The sequence below is a fragment of the Hominisplanchenecus murintestinalis genome (genome assembly GCF_943193015.1).
Classification (GTDB): Bacteria; Bacillota; Clostridia; order Lachnospirales; family Lachnospiraceae; genus Hominisplanchenecus_A; species Hominisplanchenecus_A murintestinalis.
Map to the genome: position 1 here is coordinate 1 of NZ_CALPCM010000005.1, position 22,895 is coordinate 22,895.

At 45.9% G+C, this 22,895-nt stretch carries 24 protein-coding genes, 1 pseudogene and 1 riboswitch; of the genes and pseudogenes, 22 read left to right on the forward strand and 3 right to left on the reverse strand.

Annotated elements, in window-relative coordinates; all coding sequences use genetic code 11:
• Window positions 1-273 precede the first annotated feature (273 nt).
• Window positions 274-1,095, forward strand: coding sequence for a peptidoglycan recognition protein family protein (locus NFR99_RS03185; protein WP_251352709.1), 822 nt, complete (start codon window positions 274-276; stop codon window positions 1,093-1,095).
• Between the two features lie 21 nt (window positions 1,096-1,116).
• On the opposite strand, the gene NFR99_RS03190 is transcribed toward NFR99_RS03185, so the two are convergent.
• Complete coding sequence (locus tag NFR99_RS03190; RefSeq protein ID WP_120484131.1) at window positions 1,117-1,395, reverse strand: hypothetical protein; 279 nt, start codon at window positions 1,393-1,395, stop codon at window positions 1,117-1,119.
• Window positions 1,396-1,443: 48 nt separating this feature from the next.
• Window positions 1,444-1,665, reverse strand: coding sequence for a hypothetical protein (locus tag NFR99_RS03195; RefSeq protein ID WP_251352711.1), 222 nt, complete (start codon window positions 1,663-1,665; stop codon window positions 1,444-1,446).
• 202 nt (window positions 1,666-1,867) lie between these two features.
• Here NFR99_RS03195 and NFR99_RS03200 point away from each other — a divergent pair, with 202 nt between their 5' ends.
• The 11 genes and pseudogenes from NFR99_RS03200 to ribH all read left to right on the forward strand — a co-directional run bounded on the left by NFR99_RS03200 (window position 1,868) and on the right by ribH (window position 11,450).
• Window positions 1,868-2,050 carry an AbrB/MazE/SpoVT family DNA-binding domain-containing protein gene (locus NFR99_RS03200; protein WP_251352713.1) on the forward strand — a complete coding sequence of 61 codons (183 nt, stop codon included), beginning with the start codon at window positions 1,868-1,870 and terminating at the stop codon, window positions 2,048-2,050.
• 86 nt (window positions 2,051-2,136) lie between these two features.
• Window positions 2,137-2,283 carry a hypothetical protein gene (locus tag NFR99_RS03205; protein ID WP_251352716.1) on the forward strand — a complete coding sequence of 49 codons (147 nt, stop codon included), beginning with the start codon at window positions 2,137-2,139 and terminating at the stop codon, window positions 2,281-2,283.
• A gap of 350 nt (window positions 2,284-2,633) precedes the next feature.
• Window positions 2,634-3,107 (forward strand): hypothetical protein, encoded by a 474-nt coding sequence (locus tag NFR99_RS03210; protein ID WP_135976125.1) that lies wholly within the window; start codon window positions 2,634-2,636, stop codon window positions 3,105-3,107.
• Window positions 3,108-3,323: 216 nt separating this feature from the next.
• Window positions 3,324-3,713 (forward strand): annotated as a pseudogene (locus NFR99_RS03215) (peptidoglycan-binding domain-containing protein); the annotation flags it as partial.
• Between the two features lie 672 nt (window positions 3,714-4,385).
• Window positions 4,386-4,766: a GntR family transcriptional regulator gene (locus tag NFR99_RS03220; protein WP_120483367.1), complete on the forward strand. Its 381-nt coding sequence runs from the start codon at window positions 4,386-4,388 to the stop codon at window positions 4,764-4,766.
• On the forward strand, window positions 4,753-5,655 hold the full coding sequence (locus NFR99_RS03225; protein ID WP_135976127.1) for an ABC transporter ATP-binding protein: 903 nt from the start codon (window positions 4,753-4,755) through the stop codon (window positions 5,653-5,655). Before NFR99_RS03220 ends, NFR99_RS03225 begins: the two co-directional genes overlap by 14 nt.
• Complete coding sequence (locus NFR99_RS03230) at window positions 5,630-7,657, forward strand: DUF6449 domain-containing protein (RefSeq protein ID WP_135976128.1); 2,028 nt, start codon at window positions 5,630-5,632, stop codon at window positions 7,655-7,657. Before NFR99_RS03225 ends, NFR99_RS03230 begins: the two co-directional genes overlap by 26 nt.
• Before the next feature lie 65 nt (window positions 7,658-7,722).
• Window positions 7,723-7,870, forward strand: a riboswitch (FMN riboswitch).
• A 154-nt stretch (window positions 7,871-8,024) separates the two neighbouring features.
• On the forward strand, window positions 8,025-9,131 hold the full coding sequence (ribD, locus tag NFR99_RS03235; protein WP_120483336.1) for a bifunctional diaminohydroxyphosphoribosylaminopyrimidine deaminase/5-amino-6-(5-phosphoribosylamino)uracil reductase RibD: 1,107 nt from the start codon (window positions 8,025-8,027) through the stop codon (window positions 9,129-9,131).
• Window positions 9,112-9,756 (forward strand): riboflavin synthase, encoded by a 645-nt coding sequence (locus NFR99_RS03240; RefSeq protein WP_120483334.1) that lies wholly within the window; start codon window positions 9,112-9,114, stop codon window positions 9,754-9,756. The genes ribD and NFR99_RS03240 overlap by 20 nt, the downstream gene beginning before the upstream one ends.
• An 11-nt stretch (window positions 9,757-9,767) precedes the next feature.
• A complete protein-coding gene (locus tag NFR99_RS03245) occupies window positions 9,768-10,967 on the forward strand; it encodes a bifunctional 3,4-dihydroxy-2-butanone-4-phosphate synthase/GTP cyclohydrolase II (protein ID WP_120483332.1) in 1,200 nt (399 codons plus the stop codon).
• A gap of 18 nt (window positions 10,968-10,985) precedes the next feature.
• A complete protein-coding gene (ribH, locus tag NFR99_RS03250; RefSeq protein WP_251352718.1) occupies window positions 10,986-11,450 on the forward strand; it encodes a 6,7-dimethyl-8-ribityllumazine synthase in 465 nt (154 codons plus the stop codon).
• Between the two features lie 278 nt (window positions 11,451-11,728).
• Here ribH and hpf read toward each other — a convergent pair whose 3' ends face one another.
• Entirely contained in the window at window positions 11,729-12,256 is a 528-nt protein-coding gene (gene hpf, locus NFR99_RS03255) for a ribosome hibernation-promoting factor, HPF/YfiA family (protein ID WP_120483328.1), read from the reverse strand.
• Window positions 12,257-12,558: 302 nt separating this feature from the next.
• On the opposite strand from hpf, the gene secA reads away from it, so the two are divergent.
• The 10 genes from secA to spoIIID all read left to right on the forward strand — a co-directional run bounded on the left by secA (window position 12,559) and on the right by spoIIID (window position 22,827).
• Window positions 12,559-15,117 carry a preprotein translocase subunit SecA gene (secA, locus tag NFR99_RS03260; protein ID WP_120483327.1) on the forward strand — a complete coding sequence of 853 codons (2,559 nt, stop codon included), beginning with the start codon at window positions 12,559-12,561 and terminating at the stop codon, window positions 15,115-15,117.
• 72 nt (window positions 15,118-15,189) lie between these two features.
• Window positions 15,190-16,327 (forward strand): peptide chain release factor 2 gene (gene prfB / locus NFR99_RS03265; RefSeq protein ID WP_416388083.1). Its coding sequence is split into 2 segments (ribosomal slippage): window positions 15,190-15,252 and window positions 15,254-16,327, totalling 1,137 coding nucleotides; the frame shifts between segments, so codons are not numbered across the junction.
• A gap of 65 nt (window positions 16,328-16,392) precedes the next feature.
• Window positions 16,393-16,959, forward strand: a complete 567-nt coding sequence (locus NFR99_RS03270) for a transglutaminase-like domain-containing protein (protein ID WP_135976129.1) — start codon at window positions 16,393-16,395, stop codon at window positions 16,957-16,959.
• Window positions 16,960-17,036: 77 nt separating this feature from the next.
• Window positions 17,037-17,675: a hypothetical protein gene (locus NFR99_RS03275; protein WP_120483323.1), complete on the forward strand. Its 639-nt coding sequence runs from the start codon at window positions 17,037-17,039 to the stop codon at window positions 17,673-17,675.
• Between the two features lie 12 nt (window positions 17,676-17,687).
• Window positions 17,688-19,082 carry an MBOAT family O-acyltransferase gene (locus tag NFR99_RS03280; protein ID WP_120483321.1) on the forward strand — a complete coding sequence of 465 codons (1,395 nt, stop codon included), beginning with the start codon at window positions 17,688-17,690 and terminating at the stop codon, window positions 19,080-19,082.
• A 12-nt stretch (window positions 19,083-19,094) separates the two neighbouring features.
• On the forward strand, window positions 19,095-20,483 hold the full coding sequence (locus tag NFR99_RS03285; protein WP_120483319.1) for an alginate O-acetyltransferase AlgX-related protein: 1,389 nt from the start codon (window positions 19,095-19,097) through the stop codon (window positions 20,481-20,483).
• A 12-nt stretch (window positions 20,484-20,495) separates the two neighbouring features.
• Window positions 20,496-21,128 (forward strand): SH3 domain-containing protein, encoded by a 633-nt coding sequence (locus NFR99_RS03290; protein WP_251352720.1) that lies wholly within the window; start codon window positions 20,496-20,498, stop codon window positions 21,126-21,128.
• On the forward strand, window positions 21,028-21,675 hold the full coding sequence (locus NFR99_RS03295) for a transglutaminase-like domain-containing protein (protein WP_251352722.1): 648 nt from the start codon (window positions 21,028-21,030) through the stop codon (window positions 21,673-21,675). Before NFR99_RS03290 ends, NFR99_RS03295 begins: the two co-directional genes overlap by 101 nt.
• Before the next feature lie 328 nt (window positions 21,676-22,003).
• Entirely contained in the window at window positions 22,004-22,450 is a 447-nt protein-coding gene (locus NFR99_RS03300; RefSeq protein ID WP_251352724.1) for a LamG domain-containing protein, read from the forward strand.
• A gap of 119 nt (window positions 22,451-22,569) precedes the next feature.
• Window positions 22,570-22,827, forward strand: coding sequence for a sporulation transcriptional regulator SpoIIID (gene spoIIID / locus NFR99_RS03305; protein WP_120483311.1), 258 nt, complete (start codon window positions 22,570-22,572; stop codon window positions 22,825-22,827).
• Window positions 22,828-22,895 lie beyond the last annotated feature (68 nt).

The window sequence follows — 22,895 nt, forward strand, 5'->3', positions numbered from 1 at the left end:
TCTTATTGGAGACTTTCGATAATCATTTTGATTACGGCTAAGAGAGTTCCAATTTCGAGAGCGAGCTGGATGAGTGCACTAACCACTTTTTTCAGCTCGTTTATTTTATTCTCCATTTCCTGTCACCTCCTTTCTATGTTTAAATTATACCACGTTATAACGTGGTAGTCAAGGGGAAAGTGGGAGAAATTGTAAGTTTCCGATAAACTAACACTGCTCAGAAATGGGCGGTGTTTTTAGTGCTGCAAAAATGCAGCAGGAAAGGAGAACCATATGACACATAAAATCATTAATGCCATCAGCTCCAGGAGCGTCCCTTGCTGGGGCAACCAGAAAAGATATATTGCTGTCCACTATCTGGGTGTAGTTGGGCAGGCGCATGACCTGGCATCAGACGGATGCGGGGCGCATTACTACATTTACTGGGACGGGACTATCTACCAGAGGTGCAGCCTGGATGCCGTGCCCTGGGCGGTAGGCACGGCAGGATATTACACCCAAAAGCACCCGGAAGCCCGGAACAGCAACACTATCAGCATTGAAATGTGCTGCAAGTGCGACGGGAACGCGGCCAGCGCGGAGGATAAGAGATGGTACTTTACGAAAGAGACACAAGAGGCGTGTGCGTGGCTGGTGGCGAAGCTCCGGCATGAACTGGGCGTCCCATCCACAAATGTACTGCGCCATTACGATATCGTAAATAAGACCTGTCCGGCTCCATACGTGCATAACAACGGGTATAAGACAAGCTGGACGTGGACAGCGTTTAAACAGAGGGCGGAAGAATACTTCAATACCGGACAGAAACTGGAGCTGAAAGCTGGGATGAAAGTAAAGCTGACACAGGATATCGCAATCCGGGACAGCGTTTCCACCAAGTTCCAGCAGGCGGGGTACGTAAAGTATACGCAGCTTTCCGCATCGGCAAAGAAAAAGTGCCTCCGCCTGTCCGGGAATAAAGCCAAACTGAAAAAGGGCAATGTGGTGAAGGTTAAGAAAGCCACTACCGCCTGGAATGGGAGTATCTGGATTCAGATTAAATCAGGCTGGCTTCCTGTCGTGGTGAAAGGGCAGCAGCGGGTAAAAGCGGTATAAATGAAAAAGGGGCGGTAGGTGTTACCCTGCCGCCTGTTCTTTTCTTCTCCTGCCACATTCGTCATAAATTTCAATATAGGATTTCTGGCTTATTTCTTCGCCAGTTGAATATCTCTCGCGTAAGATTATATCAGCTATGGTAAAACGCCCGTCCTTTTCATAAAGTGTAAATCCGTTTTTCTTGTCATAATCTCCCATAAATTTTATTGCTGTTTCCTTATTTTCATCATAAAAAAGGACAACGTCTGGTCTGGTACAATTTTCATGTCTTTTTGCGATTACATCATAAATTATTGTCATATCTTCCCTTCTTTCTCCCGGCGCATCCCCACCGGGTGGGTGGTGTGGTTACTGAATGTTGTGTGCGTCCATGTAAGCAATGACCTTTTCTATTTTCTGCTCGATTTCAGCAACCTTCTGTTCATCCTCCGCAATCCATTGTTTACTATCACCATCGCCGAAACGCCGATAGCACTCTTTGCTATTCTCAAGACGCTTCTTTGCTTTTTCGAGTTGTTCATTCCACTCCATCAATGTGATTTGTCTTTTTGTCCCTCTTAGTATCTGCATTTTCCATATCCTCCGTTCCTTTGATATTTTTTATTCCAACCCTGGCAACTAGGTTGTTTGTTTTCCTTTGATGATATTAGTATACATTATTGGTAACCAATAGTCAAGCGGATTTTGCAAATTTTTAAAAATATTTTCCTTGAATCCTACAACCAATTACTTTATGATATAGATAGGTAACCAATGAAGAGGAGGTATACAGATGATAGAAAGAAATATAATCATAGCGAAAGCAGGAGGAACGGCGGGAAAGAATTCAGTTAATTATAAAATAAGCCTTCCAGCGGAAATGGTAAAGGAGATGGGAGTAACCCCTGATGATAAAAGCGTCTTAGTTTCTTTTGAAGGGGGCAAAATAATTATAGAAAAGAAAATAAACGCTTGATATTGGTAACCAATTATGATATAATAGTATCATCAGATGAGGCAAGTAAATCTGAAATACAGAAAGCGAGGTAGAGGATGTTAGACATGGCAATTAGTGAAAAGGAATTGAAACTACTTATGAATTTTATTAAAGATGACTTGACAGAAGCAAAAGAGAGCGAAGAAACAGAAAAAAAGAATAAAAAAATAGACAGGGTACTGGAGCACATTCAGCAATACTTGGAAGATTAGAGTGAATCAAGGGCGGGCTTGCCACCGCTCTTTCCTTTCGAAAATCTCCCATGACAAGGGGGCGGCAGCGATACCGCTCTTTTTCGGTAAATTATTTCAGTGAAGAAAATATACTATCACAACTAGGCTAGAAGCAGCAGGATTCAAGCTAAAAGCTGGCTGCCTGTTGTGGTGAAAGGGAAGTACCGGGTTCGGGCGGTATGATAGCCCCCAACAGGCCACAAAATAGCCGGATAAATATTAATGGTTAGCAACAACAATACGCTCATGTAAGAACAATAATTACTTAATAATTGCAAAATGTCGGAATATGTGATATCATGATAAAAATATTACGAGGAGAGTGCGTTATGAAAAAGAAAATTACATGTTTAATAATGAGTTTAATGTGTTTGGTAATACTAGGCAGCTGTGGAGAAAAAGCAAAAACGGAATATAGTATAGAAGAATTTAGTCAAATTATGGAGGATATAACGAATGAATGCGTCAATGAATTTAAAGATGTGACAGATGATGAAAGAGAAGAAAATCAGGAAGAAATAGGAAACAAACGCAAAGAAATTTTCAGCAAGCATTATAAAAAGCACGGGTTGGAAGTAGGGCAGGAAATTATAATAAGCGGGTATTATGGCTCCTTCCCGAATCCACAGACATTTCTATTGATGCGGGCAGAAGGGGATGTAAATCCTGAATCAATGGTAGCAGGAAGATTTAAAGAAAATATTAAGGAATTGCCCGAGGTGAACGAATTCATTAGAGTAAAAGGAAAATTGACGGAAGAAATGCCTTTTGTTATTGATGAATGCGAGTTAGAATCTCCCTAATCTAAATAGAGAATTTTTCTAAAAACTGGAGAAGTGCGGCGAAAAGCTGCATTTCTCCAGTTTTATAAGCAGAATAAAAAAATATAAAGAGGATACAAAGAAGAAATTAGGTAAGTTATTAAAAGAGTTGAAAGAGGATTTGCACAGATACGACTTTTTAGTGCAATATATATCGGTTTTTTGCTAGGTACAATATTGCACGTTATTACAATCAGGTTGAGTCAGTGGGGGTCAAAGTCTCTGGGAGACCAGGGATATTCAGCAATTGAGATTCTGCGCTATTATTACGGCAGCAGTATGTATATTAATACGGCAGAGGAGATTGCAGGAATTCCGCTTTCCTGGCCGGGCGAGCTATTGGATATCGGAACTAGGGGAGATAAAGTAGAGCAGATTCAAGATCAGCTTAATGCTATTTCTAACAATTATCCCCGGATACCGAAGATAGCTGTTGACGGAATCTATGGTGAGCGTACGCAGAACGCCGTTCGGGTATTCCAGGAAGTGTTTGGGCTTCCGGAGACAGGTGTGGTAGATTATCGTACCTGGTATAAAATTCAGGAGATTTATGTGGGAGTGACCCGTATTGCGGAGTTGAATCCGTGACGGCTTGGCATATAAGTATCCTGCAGATAACAAAAAGGGAGTGTGTGTAACTTTGGACTTGTTGGCAATCTCATTTTACTAGGTTTATTTGAGATTATGAAGAAAAGTCTGTAAATAGGATCTTCTATGATAATGATAGGCGAAGGGCTTGAGTAAAATCAGCTTTTCGCCTTTGTCTTATATATAACAGCTATAAAATTGCATGTCTGGCTTCCTTTCTTTAGTATATTCAAAAATATCTTTCTTGTGAAAATCTTTCTGTTTTCGACAGGATTCTCCTTAACCAGAATTTAAAGTTGGAAATATCTATCTTTCGGGGATATACTCTGAAAACAATAATGCTGTGGTTTTTAATATGTCGGATATTTGGGTTTTTGGGGAAGAAAATATGGGTGAGAATAAATAGCTGCTAATTGTAAAGAAATAATTCAAGGTTTGAATGCTGGACAGAAATTGTAACTCGAACCCGGGACGAGCCATAAAACAGCCTGATAAATGTGAACGGTTAGCAACACATTAGCAACAAAAAAGCCTGAAAAACCGCATAAAACCGTTAACTTCCTTAAGTATTCATTAATGTCCTTGCCCTGCTCTGCTCTCTATGTTATAACCATAGTGTACTAGGAAGCATAGTACACTAGATACACGAAAATGGCAGGAATTGGAGGAATTATGATAGTGATTGATTATCAGAACAGGAAGCCGATATACGAACAGATTGTGGAACGCTTCCAGACCTTAATTATCACAGGCGCGATAGAGCCAGACAGCCAGATGCCGTCCGTCCGTTCTCTTGCCGTGGATTTATCAATCAATCCGAATACGATTCAGAAAGCGTATTCTGTCCTGGAGCAGGAGGGATATATTTACCCTGTAAAGGGCAGGGGGAATTTTGTTTCGGGAAACAGTGAACTGAAAGTGAAGAAACAGGAAGCCTTTTTTGTTTCTCTGGAGGGATTGGTAAAGAAAGGGAAGGAGTTGGACGTGAAGAGGGAAATTTTCCTGCAGAAAGCGGAGGAATATTTTAAGGAGGGCAGTTATGATAGAAATTAACGGCGTGAATAAGTCCTTCGGCAGTCTGAAGGCTCTGGATAATATTATTGCGACAATACAGGAGGGGAGCATATTCGGGCTGGTAGGGACAAACGGAGCCGGGAAGAGTACTTTGCTGCGGATTTTGTGCGGCGTGCTGAAAGCTGACACTGGGACGGCTTTGATTGACGGAGAAGATGTATATGAGAATCCACATGCCAAGGAAAAGGTGTGTTTTCTCTCAGATACAGCGTATTTTTTCCCGAATGCCACGATTCGGACGATGCAGAATTATTATGAGATTGTGTATCCGAATTTCAACAGCGAGCGTTTTGAAGAATTGGTAGAAAAGTTTGGGTTGGACAGGAACCGTAAAATCAACAGTTTTTCTAAAGGGATGAAAAAGCAGGTATCTGTGCTGCTGGGAATCTGTACAGGGACAAAATATCTGCTCTGTGACGAGACGTTTGACGGGCTTGACCCGGTCATGCGCCAGGCGGTGAAAAGTATTTTTGCGATGGAGTTGATGAATCGTCAGTTTACGCCTGTTATCGCATCCCACAGTTTACGGGAGCTGGAGGATATCTGCGACCATGTGGGGCTGTTGTATAAGGGAGGCATTCTTTTATCGAAGGATTTGGAAGATATGAAGTTCCATATCCATAAGGTACAGTGCGTTATTCAGGACCCGGTGAAAGAAGAAGAACTTTTAACGGAGCTTCATGTGCTGCAGCATGATAAGAGAGGTTCTCTGCTTACTGTTGTAGCGCGGGGGACGAAACAGGAAATTCTGATGAGCATTGAAGATAAGCATCCGATTTTCTCAGAGGTACTTCCGCTGACTTTGGAAGAAATATTTATCAGTGAAACGGAGGTGGCGGGTTATGACATCAAAAATCTCATTTTGTAGACTGTTAAAAGAAGATTTTAAACGCAGAAGCTGGCTGATTGCATTGGTCTCTCTGGCATGCTTTATTCTGCTTCCGATTGTTCTGCTGCTGAGTATTGACGGAATGATGGACAGCGTCCGCGACGGATATACAGAGTTTTCTTATGTACAGGAATATTATATGGATGCTGTCAGGATGGGAAACGGCGTTGGCGGGGTGCTGGCGTTTGGCGCTGCTGTGCTGGCGGGAATCAGCGGATACAGTTATCTTCATTCTAAGGTGAAAGTGGACTTTTTCCATAGCCTTCCGATATCCAGAAAAAAGTATTTTTTTGTACAGTATGTGTCTGGAGTCATTATTTTTGTAGTTCCGTTTATTGTGAGCATGCTGCTGTGCCTGCTGGTTGGCGCCGTAAATGGGCTGCTTACGGGAGGCGTGGTTCTTATGGCAGTGAGGATGACAAGTTTCCGGATTCTGGAATATCTGGCCGGTTATGGGACGGCTATCCTGGCGACGGTTATGACGGGGAAAACGCTGACGGCTATCCTGGGAACAGCAGTATTTACAGTGTATATTCCAGCGGTACTGCTTGTGTGGGCCGGTATGAAAAGCGTATTTTTTAAGACCTATATATCTAACACGGCAGCAGAGAAAATCTCTATGCTGTTTTCGCCTTCGTTTTCGGGCTATTATATAGAAGAATTGATGAAAGCGAAAGAGAAATGGCTGGTGATCGGCGTGGGAATCCAGATTTTTTGGATAGCGCTTATGACGGGGATTGCCCTATGGCTTTACTGTGTGCGGAAGACAGAGGCGGCAGATCACTCTATGGCGTTTCCAAAAAGTGAAGGCGTGATAAAAGTTTTGCTTGCAGTGCCTATGTCGCTGGTGGCAGGCTTGGCTTCACGGATGATAGGAGTTGACGGAGGAATGCATTGGTTTTTCTTCGGCACTGTGTGCGCGTCAGTGATTCTGTCATCAGTGATTGAATTTATCTACCATCTGAATATGAGGGAGCTATTTAAGAATAAAGTTTCCCTGATGCTCTCGGTAGCGCTTTCCCTGGGAGCAGCTCTGGTTTTCAGATATGATATTATGGGGTATGATACGTATCTTCCGGCGAGGGAAGATGTGGCGCAGATGGCTTTCTATGACGAACGGCTGAATGGGAACTTCTATTACAGGCCGTTTGTAGAAGGATATGATTTATATTCGGTCAATGCGGCGCTGGACAGTACGCTTTTGGACAATTTTGCCCCCGTTTATGAGTTGGCGAGAAAAGGCGCGAGAGAGGAAAACACCGGAGAATGCCGCAGCATTTCAGTGGAGTATAAGCTGAGAAATGGAAAACGTGAGCGGCGGAATTATATTGTAGCGGAGAAGGATATTCAGGAAACGATAAAAGCCCTGTTTGAAACTCCTGAGTTTGCAGAAAAGATTTATCCGGTTTTCTGGCGGGATGCGAATTTGGAAGGAGATATCAATATCAGCAGCCTGTTTGGAAATGTTGAATTAAAGCTTAGTGAAAAAGAGTGTCAGGAATTCTTGGATATTTATCGAGAGGAACTGCGCCATATCAGCTATGAGGATTACCAGAACCATGTGATTGGAACGATAGGATTTTCCGTTGTCATTGAGGAGGAAAGAGGAAGATATGGATTTTCGACTACCAGTTTCAGGGAAGAGGGATATCCCATCTGCAGCAGTTTTCAGCAGACAATCGCTTTTCTGCGTGAGAAGGCAGGTATTGATTTAGAGCACCGGCTGACGGAAAAAGACGTGGAGAGAATCGTTCTGACGGATTACAGAAGCGAGGGAGAAGGAGAGACTACTACAACTACAGTGAATGATGCAGAGGAAATTCAGAACGTATTGGACTGCATGGAATATCTTCCTTTGTATAGTGGCTGGATGAGCGTTGAAGAAGTAAATATTGAGATTGTTCTCAAAAGTGGGGAAATACCGTCGGGGAATCTCTATTTTTTGAAAGGAAAATTGCCGGATATTCTGGAAGAGCAATAATGGTTCTCTTTGGTTTCGTGGCTTGACAGAGGCATTCATCATGTGTATACTAATATTTAAGTGAATAAAGTCTTCAGGGCAGGGTGACTCCTGCGGGGCGTTCGCAGTCCCGCAGGCAAGAATTCCCTACCGGTGGTACAGCCCACGAGCCGCAAGGCATGATTCGGTGAGACTCCGAAGCCGACAGTATAGTCTGGATGAAAGAAGATGACAGACAGATGCAGGATGATGGAATCCTGTATATGTGCGATTGCTCTGGAATATATTTGTTCCAGAGTTTTTCTTTTTAAATATAAAACCGCATTTCTGTCTGCTTTGGCTCTGGATATTTTATTCAGGGCTTTTTGTTTTCTTTGGAGGTAGGGAAATGAATGATTTGGAGTATATGAGGCTGGCGTTGGAGCTGGCTGAGAGAGGAGCCGGATGGACGGCGCCGAATCCTATGGTGGGGGCGGTCATTGTCAAAGATGGACGGGTGATCGGGCAGGGCTGGCATGAAACGTATGGAGGGTTCCATGCGGAGCGGAATGCGCTGCGTTCCTGCACGGAACCGCCGCAGGGAGGGACGATGTATGTAACCCTGGAGCCATGCTGCCATCATGGAAAGCAGCCCCCCTGTGTGGATGCAGTTCTGGAAGCGGGGATTCGGAGGGTTGTGACAGGTTCTGACGACCCGAATCCGCTGGTAGCCGGAAAAGGAATCCGGACGCTGAGGGAACATGGAGTGTGCATAACGGAACATGTACTGCGGGAAGAATGTGACAGGCTGAATCAGGTGTTTTTCCATTACATACAGACAAGGGAGCCGTTTGTAGTTATGAAGTATGCTATGACGCTGGACGGGAAAATAGCAGCATATACAGGAGCTTCAAAGTGGATTACGGGAGAAGAAGCAAGGAGGCATGTAATGACACAGCGTCATCGGTACAGCGGCATCATGGCTGGGGTGGGTACCGTGTTGGCGGACGATCCGCTGCTGACCTGCCGTATAGAGGGCGGGAAAAATCCAATACGCATTATCTGTGATTCCAGACTCAGGACGCCGCTTACCGCGCAGGTGGTTAAAACGGCTAAGGAAACGCCGACAATTTTGGCTACCTGCAATGCGGACAAAGAGCGGCATGCAGTTTATCAGCAAGCAGGCTGTACCGTACTTGCGGTTCCGGAGAAATCGGGATGCGTAGATTTGAAAGAGTTGATGAAAGAGCTGGGACGGTACGGTATTGACAGTATTCTTTTGGAAGGGGGAGGAACGCTGAATTGGGCGGCGCTGGAGAGTGGGATTGTTCAGAAAATACAGGCATATATTGCCCCAAAGCTATTCGGGGGCAGGGAAGCGAAAACCCCGGTGGAAGGCAGGGGATTTCATTCACCGGACGCTGCAGTATTTCTGAAAGACAGCGTGATAACACGTCTGGGGGAGGATTTTTTGGTTGAAAGTGAGGTGAGGCAAGATGTTTACAGGGCTCATTGAGGAAATCGGAACGGTAGAAAGCGTGAAAAAAGGGGCGTATTCAGCTATATTGAAAATAAGAGCAAAGAAGGTTCTGGAAGGTTTGAAGGCGGGGGATAGCATAGCGGTAAACGGAATCTGCCTGACGGTGACGGCGTATTTTCCCCATACTTTTATAGCAGATGTGATGCATGAGACGATAAATCGTTCTTCGCTGTCAGGATTAAGGCCGGGCATCCATGTGAATCTGGAGCGTGCGATGGCGGCAGACGGGAGATTTGGCGGACATATTGTTTCAGGGCATGTAGACGGCGTGGGGGTGATTACGCAGATTCAGTGTGATGATACGGCAGTCTGGTATACGGTGCAGGCGCCGCCTTCTATTTTGCGATATATTGTAGAAAAGGGCTCTGTTACAGTGGATGGTATCAGCCTGACGGTGGCGAGAATATCGGGACATTCATTTTCTGTTTCCGTTATTCCACATACAGCGCGGATGACAATCCTGGGAGAGCGCCAAGTGGGCGATAAAGTGAATCTGGAGACAGATATTATCGGAAAATATGTGGAAAAACTGCTGCGCCCGGCAGAAGAGATGCGGCAAGGCGGTATAACAGAAGAATTTTTAGCGAAGTATGGATTTTAGGAGGAGAGAATATGGTTTCATTTGACACAATAGAAGATGCACTTGAAGAACTGAGAAAAGGCAGGATTATTTTGGTGACGGATAATGCAGAGAGGGAAAATGAAGGGGATTTCATCTGCGCAGCAGAATTTGCCACTACGGAGAATATTAATTTTATGGCAACCCACGGAAAGGGGTTAATCTGTATGCCTATGTCTGAGGAGTATGTGCGAAGGCTGCAGATTCCTCAGATGGTACGGCAGAACACAGATAATCATGAGACGGCGTTTACCGTGTCGATTGACTATGTGGGAACGTCCACGGGAATCTCAGCAGCCGAGCGTTCCGTCACGGCGATGAAGTGTGTGGAGGAAGGGGTGAAACCAGAGGATTTCCGCAGGCCGGGGCATATGTTTCCATTGCTGGCAAAGAAAAACGGCGTACTGGAGCGGGATGGGCATACGGAGGCGACAGTGGATCTGTGCCGTCTGGCAGGACTGAAAGAGTGCGGTCTGTGCTGCGAAATCATGAGGGAGGATGGGACGATGATGCGCACGCCTGAGTTGATGGAACTGGCGAAGCGGTGGAATATCAGATTCATTACGATTGAGGCTTTACAGAATTACCGGAAATGCAATGAGCAGCTGGTTGATAGGGTGACGGTTACGGATCTGCCTACAAAGTATGGAAGTTTCAGGGCATATGGGTATGTAAACCGCCTTAATGGTGAGCATCATGTGGCGCTGGTGAAGGGGGAGATTGGTAACGGCACGGATGTGCTGTGCCGGGTCCACTCGGAATGCCTGACCGGAGACACTTTTGGTTCGCTGCGCTGTGACTGCGGGCAGCAGTTTGCTGCCGCAATGACGCAGATAGAAGAAGAAGGGCGGGGAGTCCTGCTTTATATGCGCCAGGAAGGACGGGGCATCGGGCTGATTAACAAGCTGCGGGCTTACGAGCTCCAGGAGCAGGGGATGGACACCCTGGAGGCAAATCTGGCGCTGGGGTTTGCAGGAGACCAGAGAGAGTATTATGTCGGAGCGCAGATTTTGCGGGATTTGGGTGTGAAAAGCATGAGGCTTTTGACAAATAATCCGGATAAAGTTTATCAGCTTTCAGAATTCGGGATAGAAATTGCGAAAAGGGTTCCTATCCAGATGGAAGCGACAAAACATGACATTCGCTATCTCAAGACAAAACAGGAGCGCATGGGGCATATTTTGAATTTTTAAGAACAGGAGGAATTTTATATGAAAACATTTGAAGGAAATCTGGTATCAAAAGGGATCAGGGTCGGAATCGTTGCCGCCCGGTTTAACGAGTTTATCACATCGAAACTGCTGGGGGGCGCGATGGACGGCTTGCTGCGGCATGATGTGAGGGAAGAAGATATCCATGTGGCGTGGGTTCCGGGAGCATTTGAAATCCCGCTTATCGCCTCAAAAATGGCGAAGAGTGGGAAGTATGATGCAGTAATCTGTCTGGGTGCGGTAATCCGCGGCAGCACGAGCCACTACGACTATGTGTGCAGCGAGGTGTCAAAAGGAATTGCGGCAGTTTCACTGGAGAGCGGCGTTCCGGTAATGTTCGGAGTTCTTACGACAGAGAATATTGAGCAGGCTATTGAACGTGCAGGAACCAAGGCGGGGAATAAAGGGTATGACTGTGCAGTGGGGGCGGTTGAAATGGTGAACCTGATAAGGGAAATGGAATAAGACACCCTCTTATCGGCAACCGCGTTAAATTTAAAAAGACCGGTAAAAGCAGTATGAATAACTGTATTTACCAGCCTTTTTATTCCCGCGAGCAACGAGCCAAGTGACTGCTTGCAGGCATTTGGCGACTGCCGCGAGGGTCAAATACCCCGCCCCTTGGGGCGCTTCAAGTTTGATACCCCGTTGCTTGCAGCGGGGTTTTTGACTCTATTACAGAAGAAGATATGCAAAAATAAACTCAGCTTCAGAATCTTCCTTTTGCCGGGAGATTTAGTCTGTTAAAATTCTGGCTCAATCAGGCCGTAAGTATTTCCTTTTCTTTTGTATACTACATTCACTTCATCTGTTTCTGCATTAGTGAATACAAAGAAACTGTGCCCTAAAAGCTCCATCTGTATACAGGCATCTTCCGGGAACATTGGTTTTATGCCGAAGTGTTTGGTGCGGATGATTTTTACATCTTCTTCATCCGGAACTTCTTTTTCGATAAATTCCTTCTTAAAATTTCCTCCGTCCTGGTGTTTCTCGATGATTTTATTCTTATATTTGCGAAGCTGCCGCTCGATAACCTCCTCTACTAAATCAATGGATACATACATATCATTGCTTACCTGTTCGGAACGGATAATATTTCCTTTTACAGGAATCGTCACTTCGATTTTCTGTCTTTCTTTCTCAACGCTCAGAGTTACTTGAATCTCTGTTTCGGGGGTAAAGTACCTTTCCAGTTTTCCAAGCTTGTCCGTAACCGCATTCTTTAAGCCTTCCGTAACATCAATATTTTTCCCGCTAATCGTAAAACGCATAATATCCAACTCCTTTTTTGTAAATTTGCGGCACCTGATGGGTGCCATGCCGTACAATTATTATACCATATTTTACATGAATTTCAAGAAGAAATCTATAAATTATCTGTAAATTTGTAATGAAATGGTCAATGGAGAATCCCAAGGGCGTGGGCAAGAATGGAGAGCAACTGTGCAGAAGATGCCGTAAAAGCTCAAATCGTTCATAGGTTATTCATAAAAATGCTATTGTTTATTCTGAGGGAAAGTGGTAGAATACTAGGTAGTTTGCGTGAAATAGATGAGAGTATAGGAGAAAAAAAATGAATCTGATTCAAAAAATATTCGGTACGCACAGTGAACGTGAGGTTAAGATGATTATGCCGCTTGTGGAAAAAATCGAAGGGCTGCGTTCAACCATGCAGGCTTTATCAGATGAAGAACTGCGGGATAAGACAAGGGAATATAAGGACAGGCTGGCGGAGGGTGCTACACTTGATGATATCCTTCCGGAAGCATTTGCCACGGTGCGGGAAGCGGCACGGCGTGTGCTGAATATGGAACATTACCGAGTGCAGCTTATCGGCGGTATCATCCTTCATCAGGGACGTATTGCAGAGATGAAGACAGGAGAAGGTAAGACCCTGGTATCCACGCTGCCGGCGTACCTGAACGCACTGGCGGGGAAAGGCGTCCATATCGTTACGGTAAATGATTATCTGGCGCACCGTGATGCAGAGTGGATGGGGAAAGTCCATGAGTTTCTGGGGCTAACGGTGGGATGCGTGCTCAATGAGATGGACAATGACGAGCGCCGGGCGCAGTATGCGTGTGATATCACCTATGTGACGAATAATGAACTTGGTTTTGATTATCTGCGTGACAATATGGTAATTTACAAAGAGCAGCTTGTGCAGAGGGAGCTGCACTATGCGATCATCGATGAGATAGACTCGATTTTAATTGACGAGGCGAGGACCCCGCTGATTATTTCAGGCCAGAGCGGGAAGTCCACGAAGCTTTATGAGGTCTGCGACATTCTTGCGAGACAGCTGGAGCGAGGCGAGGCGAGCGGAGAAGTAACGAAAATGTCGGCAATTATGGGAGAGGAAATCACAGAGACCGGGGACTTTATCGTAAATGAAAAGGACAAGGTGGTGAACCTGACGGCGCAGGGTATCAAGAAGGTCGAGAAATTTTTCCAGATTGAGAACCTGGCTGATCCTGAAAATCTGGAAATCCAGCACAATGTCAATCTGGCGCTGCGCGCCCATAATCTGATGCACAGGGATCAGGATTATGTAGTAAAAGAGGACCAGGTATTGATTGTTGATGAGTTTACCGGGCGTATTATGCCGGGAAGACGCTACTCTGACGGGCTTCATCAGGCGATTGAGGCGAAAGAGCATGTGAAGGTAAAGAGGGAGAGTAAGACGCTGGCAACCATTACGTTCCAGAATTTCTTCAATAAATACGCGAAGAAATCCGGTATGACCGGTACGGCTCTGACAGAAGAAAAAGAGTTCCGTGATATTTACGGAATGGACGTTATCGAAATTCCGACGAACAAACCGGTAGTGCGCCAAGATTTGGATGATGCGGTATATATGACGAAAAAAGAAAAATTTCAGGCTGTTGTGGAATCTATTGTAGAGGCTCATGAAAAGGGGCAGCCGGTGCTGGTAGGTACGATTACCATTGAGACTTCGGAGCTTCTGAGCGGCATGCTGAAACGGGAGGGCATTCCCCACAAAGTGCTGAACGCGAAATTCCATGAGCTGGAGGCAGAGATTGTGGCCGAGGCAGGGCGTCATGGGGCCGTTACGATTGCTACCAATATGGCAGGACGTGGTACGGATATCAAGCTGGATGATGAATCCAGGGAAGCAGGCGGACTGAAAATCATCGGTACAGAGCGTCATGAGTCCAGGCGTATTGACAATCAGCTCCGCGGACGTTCCGGACGTCAGGGAGACCCGGGAGAATCCAGGTTTTACATTTCGCTGGAAGATGATTTGATGAGGCTCTTTGGTTCTGAGCGTCTGATGGGCATTTTTAAATCTCTGGGCGTAGCGGAGAATGAGCAGATTGAGCACAAAATGCTGTCGAAAGCGATTGAGAATGCACAGAAGAAGATAGAGAGCAACAACTATGGAATTCGTAAAAACCTGCTGGAATACGACCAGGTAAATAATGAACAGCGTGAAATTATCTATAATGAAAGACGGCGTGTGCTCGACGGGGAAAATATGAGGGATTCGATTCTGAAAATGATTGCTGATACTGTAGATAATACGGTAGATATGTGCATTTCAGATGACCAGGGTACAGAGGAATGGGATATCCATGAGCTTGAGTCCCTGCTGACGCCGATTATTCCTATGAAGGTTACTGTTCAGGAGAATATGAAGAAGAATGAACTGAAGCAGTCTCTGAAAGAACAGGCGGTGAAGCTGTATGAATCTAAGGAAGCAGAATTCCCGGAGGCAGAGCAGATTCGTGAGCTGGAGCGCGTGCTGCTGCTGAAAGTGATTGACAGGAAGTGGATGGATCACATTGACGATATGGATCAGCTCCGCCAGGGAATCGGTCTCCAGGCTTATGGTCAGAGAGACCCTCTGGTTGAGTTTAAGATGAGTGGGTATGAGATGTTTGACGCTATGTCGGCAGCTATCCAGGAAGATACCTTGCGTCTGCTGTACCATGTAAGGATTGAGCAAAAGGTTGAAAGAGAAGAAGTAGCGAAAGTAACAGGAACGAATAAGGATGAGTCCCTGCAGAAAGCGCCCAAAAAGCGTGTAGAGCAGAAGGTTTATCCAAATGATCCATGTCCGTGCGGAAGCGGCAAGAAGTATAAACAGTGCTGCGGAAGGAAAAAATAGGAAGTGCATACAGGAGACCGTTATTAAAAACGGTCTCTTTGTAGATATTAAAAAATGAAAGAAGGTGAAGCGGTGGTTGAGTTAGATCAGTTCAAGTATACATTGAACACGTATGAAAAACCATTAGTGGAAGTGAGGGATTCACTTTGACTTGGCTAACAAGGAGAAGCGGATTCAGGAATTAGAGAGAAAAATGGAAGAGCCTGATTTCTGGGATAAGCCGGAAGAGTCTCAGGAGGCAATGAAAACCCTGAAAGACCTGAAAAGCGACATTGAAACTTTCCAGGCGCTGAAGGAGCAGTATGAGGAGATTGAGACACTGATTGAAATGGCGAATGAGGAGAATGATACCTCTTTAATTCCGGAAATTCAGGAGACATTGGAGGCTTTTATCAGCACTTATGATAACATCCGTATCAAGACCCTGCTTTCCGGCGAGTATGATAAGGATAGCGCTATCTTGACCCTTCATGCAGGGGCGGGCGGTACGGAGTCCTGTGACTGGGCTGGAATGCTTTACCGAATGTTCTGCCGTTGGGCGGATAAGAAAGGCTATTCTGTGGAAGTGCTGGATTATCTGGATGGTGATGAGGCGGGAATTAAGTCCGTGACATTCCAGGTGAATGGGGAAAATGCTTATGGTTATCTGAAGTCAGAGAAGGGTGTTCACCGTTTGGTGCGTATTTCGCCGTTTAATGCGGCGGGTAAACGTCAGACTTCTTTTGTGTCGTGTGATGTAATGCCGGATATTGAGGAGGATTTAGATATTGAAATCCGTGAGGAGGACTTGCGTATTGATACTTACCGTTCCAGCGGTGCGGGTGGACAGCATATCAATAAGACCTCGTCGGCAATCCGAATCACCCATCTCCCTACGAATATCGTGGTGCAGTGCCAAAATGAGCGCTCTCAGTTTCAGAACAAAGATAAGGCGATGCAGATGCTGAAAGCGAAGCTGTATCTTCTGAAGCAGCAGGAGAATGCAGAGAAAGTATCGGGCATCCGGGGAGAAATCAAAGAAATCGGCTGGGGCAGCCAGATACGTTCCTATGTATTACAGCCCTACACGATGGTAAAAGACCATCGGACAGGCGCTGAGACCGGGAATGTGGACAATGTTTTAGATGGAAGCCTGGATTTGTTTATGAATGCGTACTTAAAGTGGATAACTTTGGGGGAGAGTGCAGGGAATACAGATGAGATAGAGTGATGGGCTTGATTAGATTTTGTAAACTGATATAAGTAGTAGCGCTGTAAAGAAGGAGGGAATCGAAAATGAGAAGATGGACAGGGAAGCGGGCGGCTGTTTTCACATTGGCAGGAATGCTGGCGGCAGGCGGAGCGGCAGCCCCGGCAGTGACAGTTGACGCGGCAAAGAGCAGCCTGGAGAAATCAGCGGAAAAGCTTGTAAAGAAAGTGGTTAAGAAAGAGAAGAATCAGAAGAAGCAGCTGAAAAAGCTATTTCAATATGTAGAAAAGACTTACGGTTATGCCCGTGTCATGGGCTTTACAGGTAAAAAAGGCTGGGAGAAAGCTTATGCGGCGGAAATGATAAAAAATAAAAAAGGAAGCTGTTATCATTTTGCAGCAGTATATGCATTTCTGGCAAAGAAGGCTACGGGGCTTCCGGTAAGAATCTGCACGGGGACTACGAACGGTTTTAACGTATCCCGGTGGCAGCCTCATGCATGGTGTGAGGTGAAAGTCGGGAAAATATGGTATGTGTGCGATACGAACCTGGATAAATTCGGAGCGAAAAGTACAGGGAAATATTTCATGAAGAATGTTAAAACCATGAAGAAAACCTTTAAAAAGAGCAAGACAATAAATGTGAAGTTTTAGCGCAGGGTGAAACTGTTTAACAATTGGAAAAGAAGTCATGATTTCGCCGGGGGCGGAGATAAAGAAAGGACAGGGTTATGAAACGAATTAGAATCGGCATTGCCGTGCTGGCGCTGGGATTTTTCTTCCAGGCTCCGGGAGAGGCGGTTCTTCCTGCTATGCGGGTTCAGGCAGCGGCGGAGAAGAAGAGCGGCGTGGTAAAAGAGAAAAAGAAATATTTTTATTACAAAAAGGGCAGGAAAGTTAAGAACAAGTGGGTAAGTATAAAGTCTAAAGGCAAGACACAGAAATATTACTTTGGGAAAAACGGCGCGGCTTATACCGGAGTGAAGAAAGTGAAAGGAAAGACTTATTATTTCAATAAAAAAGGCCAGATGCAAACGGACTGCTGGTATAAAAAGACATACTACTTTGCGGGTAATGGCAAAGCATATACAGGTATCTATGTGATTGAAGGGAAACTGTATGCTTTTGGGAAAGACGGGAAGCAGAATGCTGAGCAGACAAAGAACCTGCAGCAGTACAGCGTACAGGGAACGGATGCGGCGGCCCTGAAAGCTCTGCTTGGCGAACCGTCCTCGGCAGAATATATGGCGAGCTGTATGACCTGGGAGGGACAGACAGGAGACGACGGAATTTTGACTTATAAAAATTTCACTGTGTTTACGTTCCGCTACGGTGACAAAGAAATCGTGTGGCAGATACTTGGGGCATAGCGGAGGTAAGGCATGGTATTCAGTTCACTGGTATTTTTGTGCATTTTTTTGCCCGTGGTATTCCTTGGGCATCTGCTTCTGCCCGGAATCCGGGCAAAGAATGCGATGCTGCTCTTAGCCAGCTTGGCATTTTATGCGTATGGCGAGCCGATTTATGTGTTTATGATGATTGGTTCAGCATTTATGAACTATTTGTGGGCTCTGGGGGTGTCACGTTTCCGGAAGAAGCGGAAGCTTCTTTTGGGAATGGCGGTTAGTATGAATTTGGCGCTTTTGCTTGTGTTCAAATATACAGGATTTTTGGCGGAAACTTTGAATTCTCTTACGGGGACGTCAGTTCCGGTGCCACAGATACGGCTGCCGATAGGGATTTCCTTTTTTACATTCCAGGCAATGTCGTATGTGATTGATGTATACCGGGGGGTAAACCCTCCGCAAAGGAATTTTGGGAAGGTGCTGCTTTACATATCTTTTTTTCCGCAGCTCATCGCGGGACCGATTGTCAAGTATCATGATGTGGAATTGGAAATTGGGAAGCGGAAGCAGACAGCAGAACGTGTGGCAAAGGGCATCCGCCGCTTTATCGCGGGGCTTTCAAAGAAAGTGTTGATTGCGAACGTGATGGCGCTGGCTGCGGATACTCTGTTTGGAGCAGAGGCGGGGAGCATCGGCATGGCCGCCGCCTGGGTCGGCGCGCTGTCGTATCTGTTCCAGATTTATTTTGATTTCAGCGGATACAGTGATATGGCAATAGGGTTAGGATGGATGTTTGGGTTTCATTTTAAAGAAAATTTCCGTTATCCCTACGGCGCTTCCAGTATCCGGGAATTCTGGCGCAGATGGCATATTTCTCTGTCAAGCTGGTTTCAGGAGTACCTGTATATCCCGCTGGGAGGGAACCGGAAAGGCAGGGCGCGCACCTGCATCAACAAGTTTCTTGTATTTTTATGTACCGGAATCTGGCACGGAGCAAATGTGACCTTCCTGTTTTGGGGGATTTACCACGGATTTTTCCTGATGTTGGAAGAATTTATTCCGTGGCTGCGAAAAAAAGGCGGCAGGGTAAAACAGGCATGTATGCATGTCTATACACTTCTGGTAGTGTGCATCGGGTTTGTATTTTTCCGCGCAGACACGATAGGACAGGGATTCTTGTGGGTGAAAAATATGTTTATCGGAGTTTCCGCAGGAAGCAGTTCTTTGAGTCTTTGTCTTCAGCAGCTTACCCCGCTTTATCTTGTGACTTTTGCAGCGGCCTGTACAGCATCTTTTCCTGTATGCGGGAAATGGAAAAAGCGGAGGGGTTATGAGACGCTCGCCTATGTGTGCAGCCTGGCGGGGCTGGCGCTGTGTATGCTGAATCTGGCTGGCGGAACGTATAACCCGTTCATCTATTTCAGATTTTAGGAGGGCGGCAAAATGAAGAAGAAATATATTCTGTATGCGGTACTCTTTTTTGCAATCTGCCTGTTTCCGGTGGCAGGTCTGGCGGTGCCGGAACGGGAAGAGGTTTCCGAGAACCGGACGCGTGCAAAAGCCCCGGCGCTGAAAGACGAAAATGGATGGAATCCGGACTTCCTGTCGGATGCAGGCGAGTGGTTTCAGGATCATTTCGGATTCCGGCAGGAACTGGTCACGGTGAATGCGCTGATGCAGGGAAAGATTTTTGGTGTTTCGGCAGCAGGAAGTGTGATTCAGGGAACGGACGGCTGGCTGTATTATCAGGATTCCCTGAATGATTATCTGGGGGCGGGGCTGATGAGCGACAGGGCGCTGTTTAATGTGGCGCACTCTCTGTCTATGATGCAGGAGTATGCGGAGCGGCAGGGGGCGGATTTCTTATTTACGATTGCACCGAATAAGAACAGCCTGTACGGAGAGCATATGCCCTACTATGACAGTTTGAAAGTTTCGGATGAAAAGAATATGGATCGTATTGTCCCCTGGCTTGAGAAAGAGGGAGTTCATTATGCAGCGCTTTCCCAGGTATTTGCGGAGCAGGAAGAAGTGCTTTACCATAAAAAGGATTCCCATTGGAATAATAAAGGGGCGGCGCTGGCAGCAGATACTTTGCTTGCAGCTCTTGGCAGAGAACATCTTCCATATGTAGAAGCACCCGGCGAGACGAGGAAAGATTTTACAGGGGATTTGGATAAAATGCTTTATCCCCTGGCACTGACGCCGGAGGAAGAAATTTATTATGATAATGATGTGTTTGCTTATGTAGGCGAGGTGGAGAGCAACTTTGATTCCAGGATTACTACAGTAAATCCTTCCGCAGAGGGAAGCTTGGTGATGTACAGGGATTCTTTTGGAAATGCCCTGCTTCCGTTTTTAGCAAATCAATATGCCAACGCATATTTTTCAAGGGGGATTCCTTATCGGATGGAGGAGCTTTCAGAGCACCGGGCAGATACGGTAATTGTGGAAAGGGCAGAGCGTTTTCTGCCGGAGATGGCGGAAAATCCTCCGCAGATGCCGGCGCCCCTGATGCTTCCGGAAGGAGATATTTCGGAAAGAGAAGGCGAAGTGTCAGAGTTGAAAGCGGAGCAGCAGGGAAACTATGTGAAACTGAGCGGCGTGATTGATAGGAATGCCTTGGAAACGGATTCCCGCATTTGTATAGAAGTGAAAGGAAATATGTATGAGGCATTTCCGGTTAGCCTGGAAACAGAGAAAGGGCATAGTGACAGCGGATTTGTGCTGTATCTTTTGGAGAAATGGCAGCAGGGGGCAGAGGAGATTTCAGTTCTTGTCCAAAAGGACGATGGCTGGCAGAGAATTTATACAGGCAGAATTATTTTATAAGGAGGAGAAAAGATGAGAAGGAAATGGTTGATGGTATTTTGTGCACTGGCGGTAGCAGGCTGTATGGTGACAGCATGTGGAGGCGCTGAAGAAAAGGCGACAGAGAAAGCATCAGAGACACAGACGGAAAGTGTGGCAGAGACGGAAACGCAGCAGGTGACAGAGAAAGAAACAGAGCCAGAAACGCAAACAGAGAGCGAGACAGAAACAGCGGCTCAAACAGAGAAAGCTACGGAGGAAGCAGCAGCGGAACCAAAAACTATGTATGTGGTCAGCGATGTATATATCCGCCAGACAGCGGACGCTTCTTCTGAAGCAGTAGCAGTGGCGCATTTGGGTGATGAAGTAACGGCAGTCCCTGAAGATGGTAAATGGTGTAAAGTAAAGCTGGGAGACAAAGAAGGTTATGTGGTGAAAGATTACCTGACCGATTCCAAAGAAGAGGCAGACCAGGCAGTAAAGTCTGAAGAAGCTGCAAAAGCGGCGGCTGAGGCTGCTGCACAGGCGGCACAGCCCCAGGCAGCGCCCTCTGGCGGCGGGGTGTATGAAGTTAGCCGGCAGGCGTTCGATGACTGCGATGGAAGCGGCCACGGGTATTATGAAATTACGTATTCTGACGGAAGTGTGCGGACGGAGGAGTACTAATGGAATCCAGAGGGAAATGGCGGTGGACGGCAGGGGGGCTGATGCTCCTGCTATGATAAATAAGAAAGGCTATGCGAAAGCCGGCAGGACGGAGCTTGCCAGACAGGAGGCTTTGGAAAAAGCGGAGAAACTCCTGGATTCAATTACAAGCCCCGGAATGAGTAAAAGCCAGAAACTGCGGGCGGCATTTGACTATATGTCCAGCCGTTCGAACCTTACGTATGTTACCTGGAGGAGCTTCCAAGCGTACAAGGGCTGGGAGTACGACTACGCTATAGAAATCTATGACAGACGGGGCGGAAACTGCTATAATTTTGCCAGTGGATTTGCCATGCTGGCAAAGGTCATTGGGTATGAGCCTTATGTGGTGCGCGGGCGTGTCCGTGGAAGCCGGGACGGCGCGGCAGATGGGCTGACCCGTCATGCCTGCGTGTCTATCGATGGTCTGTACTATGACCCGGAGCTTCAGTTTGCCGGGACTTCACCGGGAATTTATGGCGTGTCTTATTCGCCGATGATTCAGATATTGGGGAGAAACCGGATATAAAAGATATGAGAAAAGATGCGGAAAAAGTACCCGCATCTTTTTTATGTATTAGACTCTAACGGAATAAGTTTATATTTATTCCCGCGAGCAACGAGCCAAGTGACTGCTTGCAGGCATTTGGCGACTGCCGCGAGGGTCAAATACCCCGCCCCTTGGGGCGCTTCAAGTTTGATGCCCCGTTGCTTGCAGCGGGGTTTTTGACTGTTTAAAATGCCTAAAGTATTGCAAATATTTTAATTTTTTTTCCATTTAAAAGAGTTAAAGTATGATATAATGCTTTTGAAATATTGTAATTTCGGAAAAAATGAAAAATATGCGAAGAAGAGATGTGAGAATTACAGGAGCGGCGCTGTTTTTTGCGGCATCAGTGCTGGGAAACAGTTTTGGCTTTGTGGAAGCAGTGGGAGGACAGGATTCAGAAAATGAGATCACACAGTATGAAGGATATGAATTGGTCTGGAATGATGAATTTGACGGAGAATACCTGGACGATACAAAATGGAGAATCGGGAATACACCGGAAAATGGAAGCCACAAGTATAACACTGCCAAAACAGAGGAGGGAAAACTGGAAAACGAAAATGTTTTTCTGGAAAATGGCGCGTTACAGTTAAAAGCAACACCGCTTGCGGAGCCGGAGACGGTAAAAAGCTACAAGAAAACAGTAAAGAGTAAAAGGATAGTACGTTTCCGTGTAAGAGCTTACAGAAAAGCAGGGAAAGTTAAGATATATGGGAAGTATTCTGCGGTAAAAAAAGTAAAATTAAAGAAATAGAACATAGCGGCTTTTTGGGTATATGATTTTAAAAGCAGCTATGGGGAAAGGGTTAAATAAGAATACGGCTTCATTCCCCCGCATAGATTGTAGAAATAAGTTTTGCGGGGGATTCCCTGATGAAGGATTACATTGAAGAACGTGCAATTGAAATAGCAAATTATATTATTGAAGAAAAGGCGACGGTGAGACAAACGGCAAAAAAGTTCGGGATTAGTAAGAGTACGGTACATAAAGACGTAACAGACCGCCTTGTGCAGATCAATGCAGACCTGGCGGCGCGGACAAGAAAAGTATTGGACGTGAACAAACAGGAACGCCATATACGCGGCGGCATGGCAACAAAAGAAAAATATGCCCATCAGCATAGCGTATAGGCAGACCAGAGCGGATTTGAAGACAGGGGAAAAGAGTGAAACGGCCGGGGATATTCCCGGCTGTTTTT

What these genes read in the sequence shown, in the direction of transcription:
- NFR99_RS03185 (WP_251352709.1), top strand. Translation starts at nt 274, where the DNA reads ATGACACATAAAATCATTAATGCCATCAGCTCCAGGAGCGTCCCTTGC.
- NFR99_RS03190 (WP_120484131.1), bottom strand. Translation starts at nt 1,395, where the DNA reads ATGACAATAATTTATGATGTAATCGCAAAAAGACATGAAAATTGTACC.
- NFR99_RS03195 (WP_251352711.1), bottom strand. Translation starts at nt 1,665, where the DNA reads ATGCAGATACTAAGAGGGACAAAAAGACAAATCACATTGATGGAGTGG.
- NFR99_RS03200 (WP_251352713.1), top strand. Translation starts at nt 1,868, where the DNA reads ATGATAGAAAGAAATATAATCATAGCGAAAGCAGGAGGAACGGCGGGA.
- NFR99_RS03205 (WP_251352716.1), top strand. Translation starts at nt 2,137, where the DNA reads ATGGCAATTAGTGAAAAGGAATTGAAACTACTTATGAATTTTATTAAA.
- NFR99_RS03210 (WP_135976125.1), top strand. Translation starts at nt 2,634, where the DNA reads ATGAAAAAGAAAATTACATGTTTAATAATGAGTTTAATGTGTTTGGTA.
- NFR99_RS03220 (WP_120483367.1), top strand. Translation starts at nt 4,386, where the DNA reads ATGATAGTGATTGATTATCAGAACAGGAAGCCGATATACGAACAGATT.
- NFR99_RS03225 (WP_135976127.1), top strand. Translation starts at nt 4,753, where the DNA reads ATGATAGAAATTAACGGCGTGAATAAGTCCTTCGGCAGTCTGAAGGCT.
- NFR99_RS03230 (WP_135976128.1), top strand. Translation starts at nt 5,630, where the DNA reads ATGACATCAAAAATCTCATTTTGTAGACTGTTAAAAGAAGATTTTAAA.
- ribD (WP_120483336.1), top strand. Translation starts at nt 8,025, where the DNA reads ATGAATGATTTGGAGTATATGAGGCTGGCGTTGGAGCTGGCTGAGAGA.
- NFR99_RS03240 (WP_120483334.1), top strand. Translation starts at nt 9,112, where the DNA reads ATGTTTACAGGGCTCATTGAGGAAATCGGAACGGTAGAAAGCGTGAAA.
- NFR99_RS03245 (WP_120483332.1), top strand. Translation starts at nt 9,768, where the DNA reads ATGGTTTCATTTGACACAATAGAAGATGCACTTGAAGAACTGAGAAAA.
- ribH (WP_251352718.1), top strand. Translation starts at nt 10,986, where the DNA reads ATGAAAACATTTGAAGGAAATCTGGTATCAAAAGGGATCAGGGTCGGA.
- hpf (WP_120483328.1), bottom strand. Translation starts at nt 12,256, where the DNA reads ATGCGTTTTACGATTAGCGGGAAAAATATTGATGTTACGGAAGGCTTA.
- secA (WP_120483327.1), top strand. Translation starts at nt 12,559, where the DNA reads ATGAATCTGATTCAAAAAATATTCGGTACGCACAGTGAACGTGAGGTT.
- NFR99_RS03270 (WP_135976129.1), top strand. Translation starts at nt 16,393, where the DNA reads ATGAGAAGATGGACAGGGAAGCGGGCGGCTGTTTTCACATTGGCAGGA.
- NFR99_RS03275 (WP_120483323.1), top strand. Translation starts at nt 17,037, where the DNA reads ATGAAACGAATTAGAATCGGCATTGCCGTGCTGGCGCTGGGATTTTTC.
- NFR99_RS03280 (WP_120483321.1), top strand. Translation starts at nt 17,688, where the DNA reads ATGGTATTCAGTTCACTGGTATTTTTGTGCATTTTTTTGCCCGTGGTA.
- NFR99_RS03285 (WP_120483319.1), top strand. Translation starts at nt 19,095, where the DNA reads ATGAAGAAGAAATATATTCTGTATGCGGTACTCTTTTTTGCAATCTGC.
- NFR99_RS03290 (WP_251352720.1), top strand. Translation starts at nt 20,496, where the DNA reads ATGAGAAGGAAATGGTTGATGGTATTTTGTGCACTGGCGGTAGCAGGC.
- NFR99_RS03295 (WP_251352722.1), top strand. Translation starts at nt 21,028, where the DNA reads ATGAAGTTAGCCGGCAGGCGTTCGATGACTGCGATGGAAGCGGCCACG.
- spoIIID (WP_120483311.1), top strand. Translation starts at nt 22,570, where the DNA reads ATGAAGGATTACATTGAAGAACGTGCAATTGAAATAGCAAATTATATT.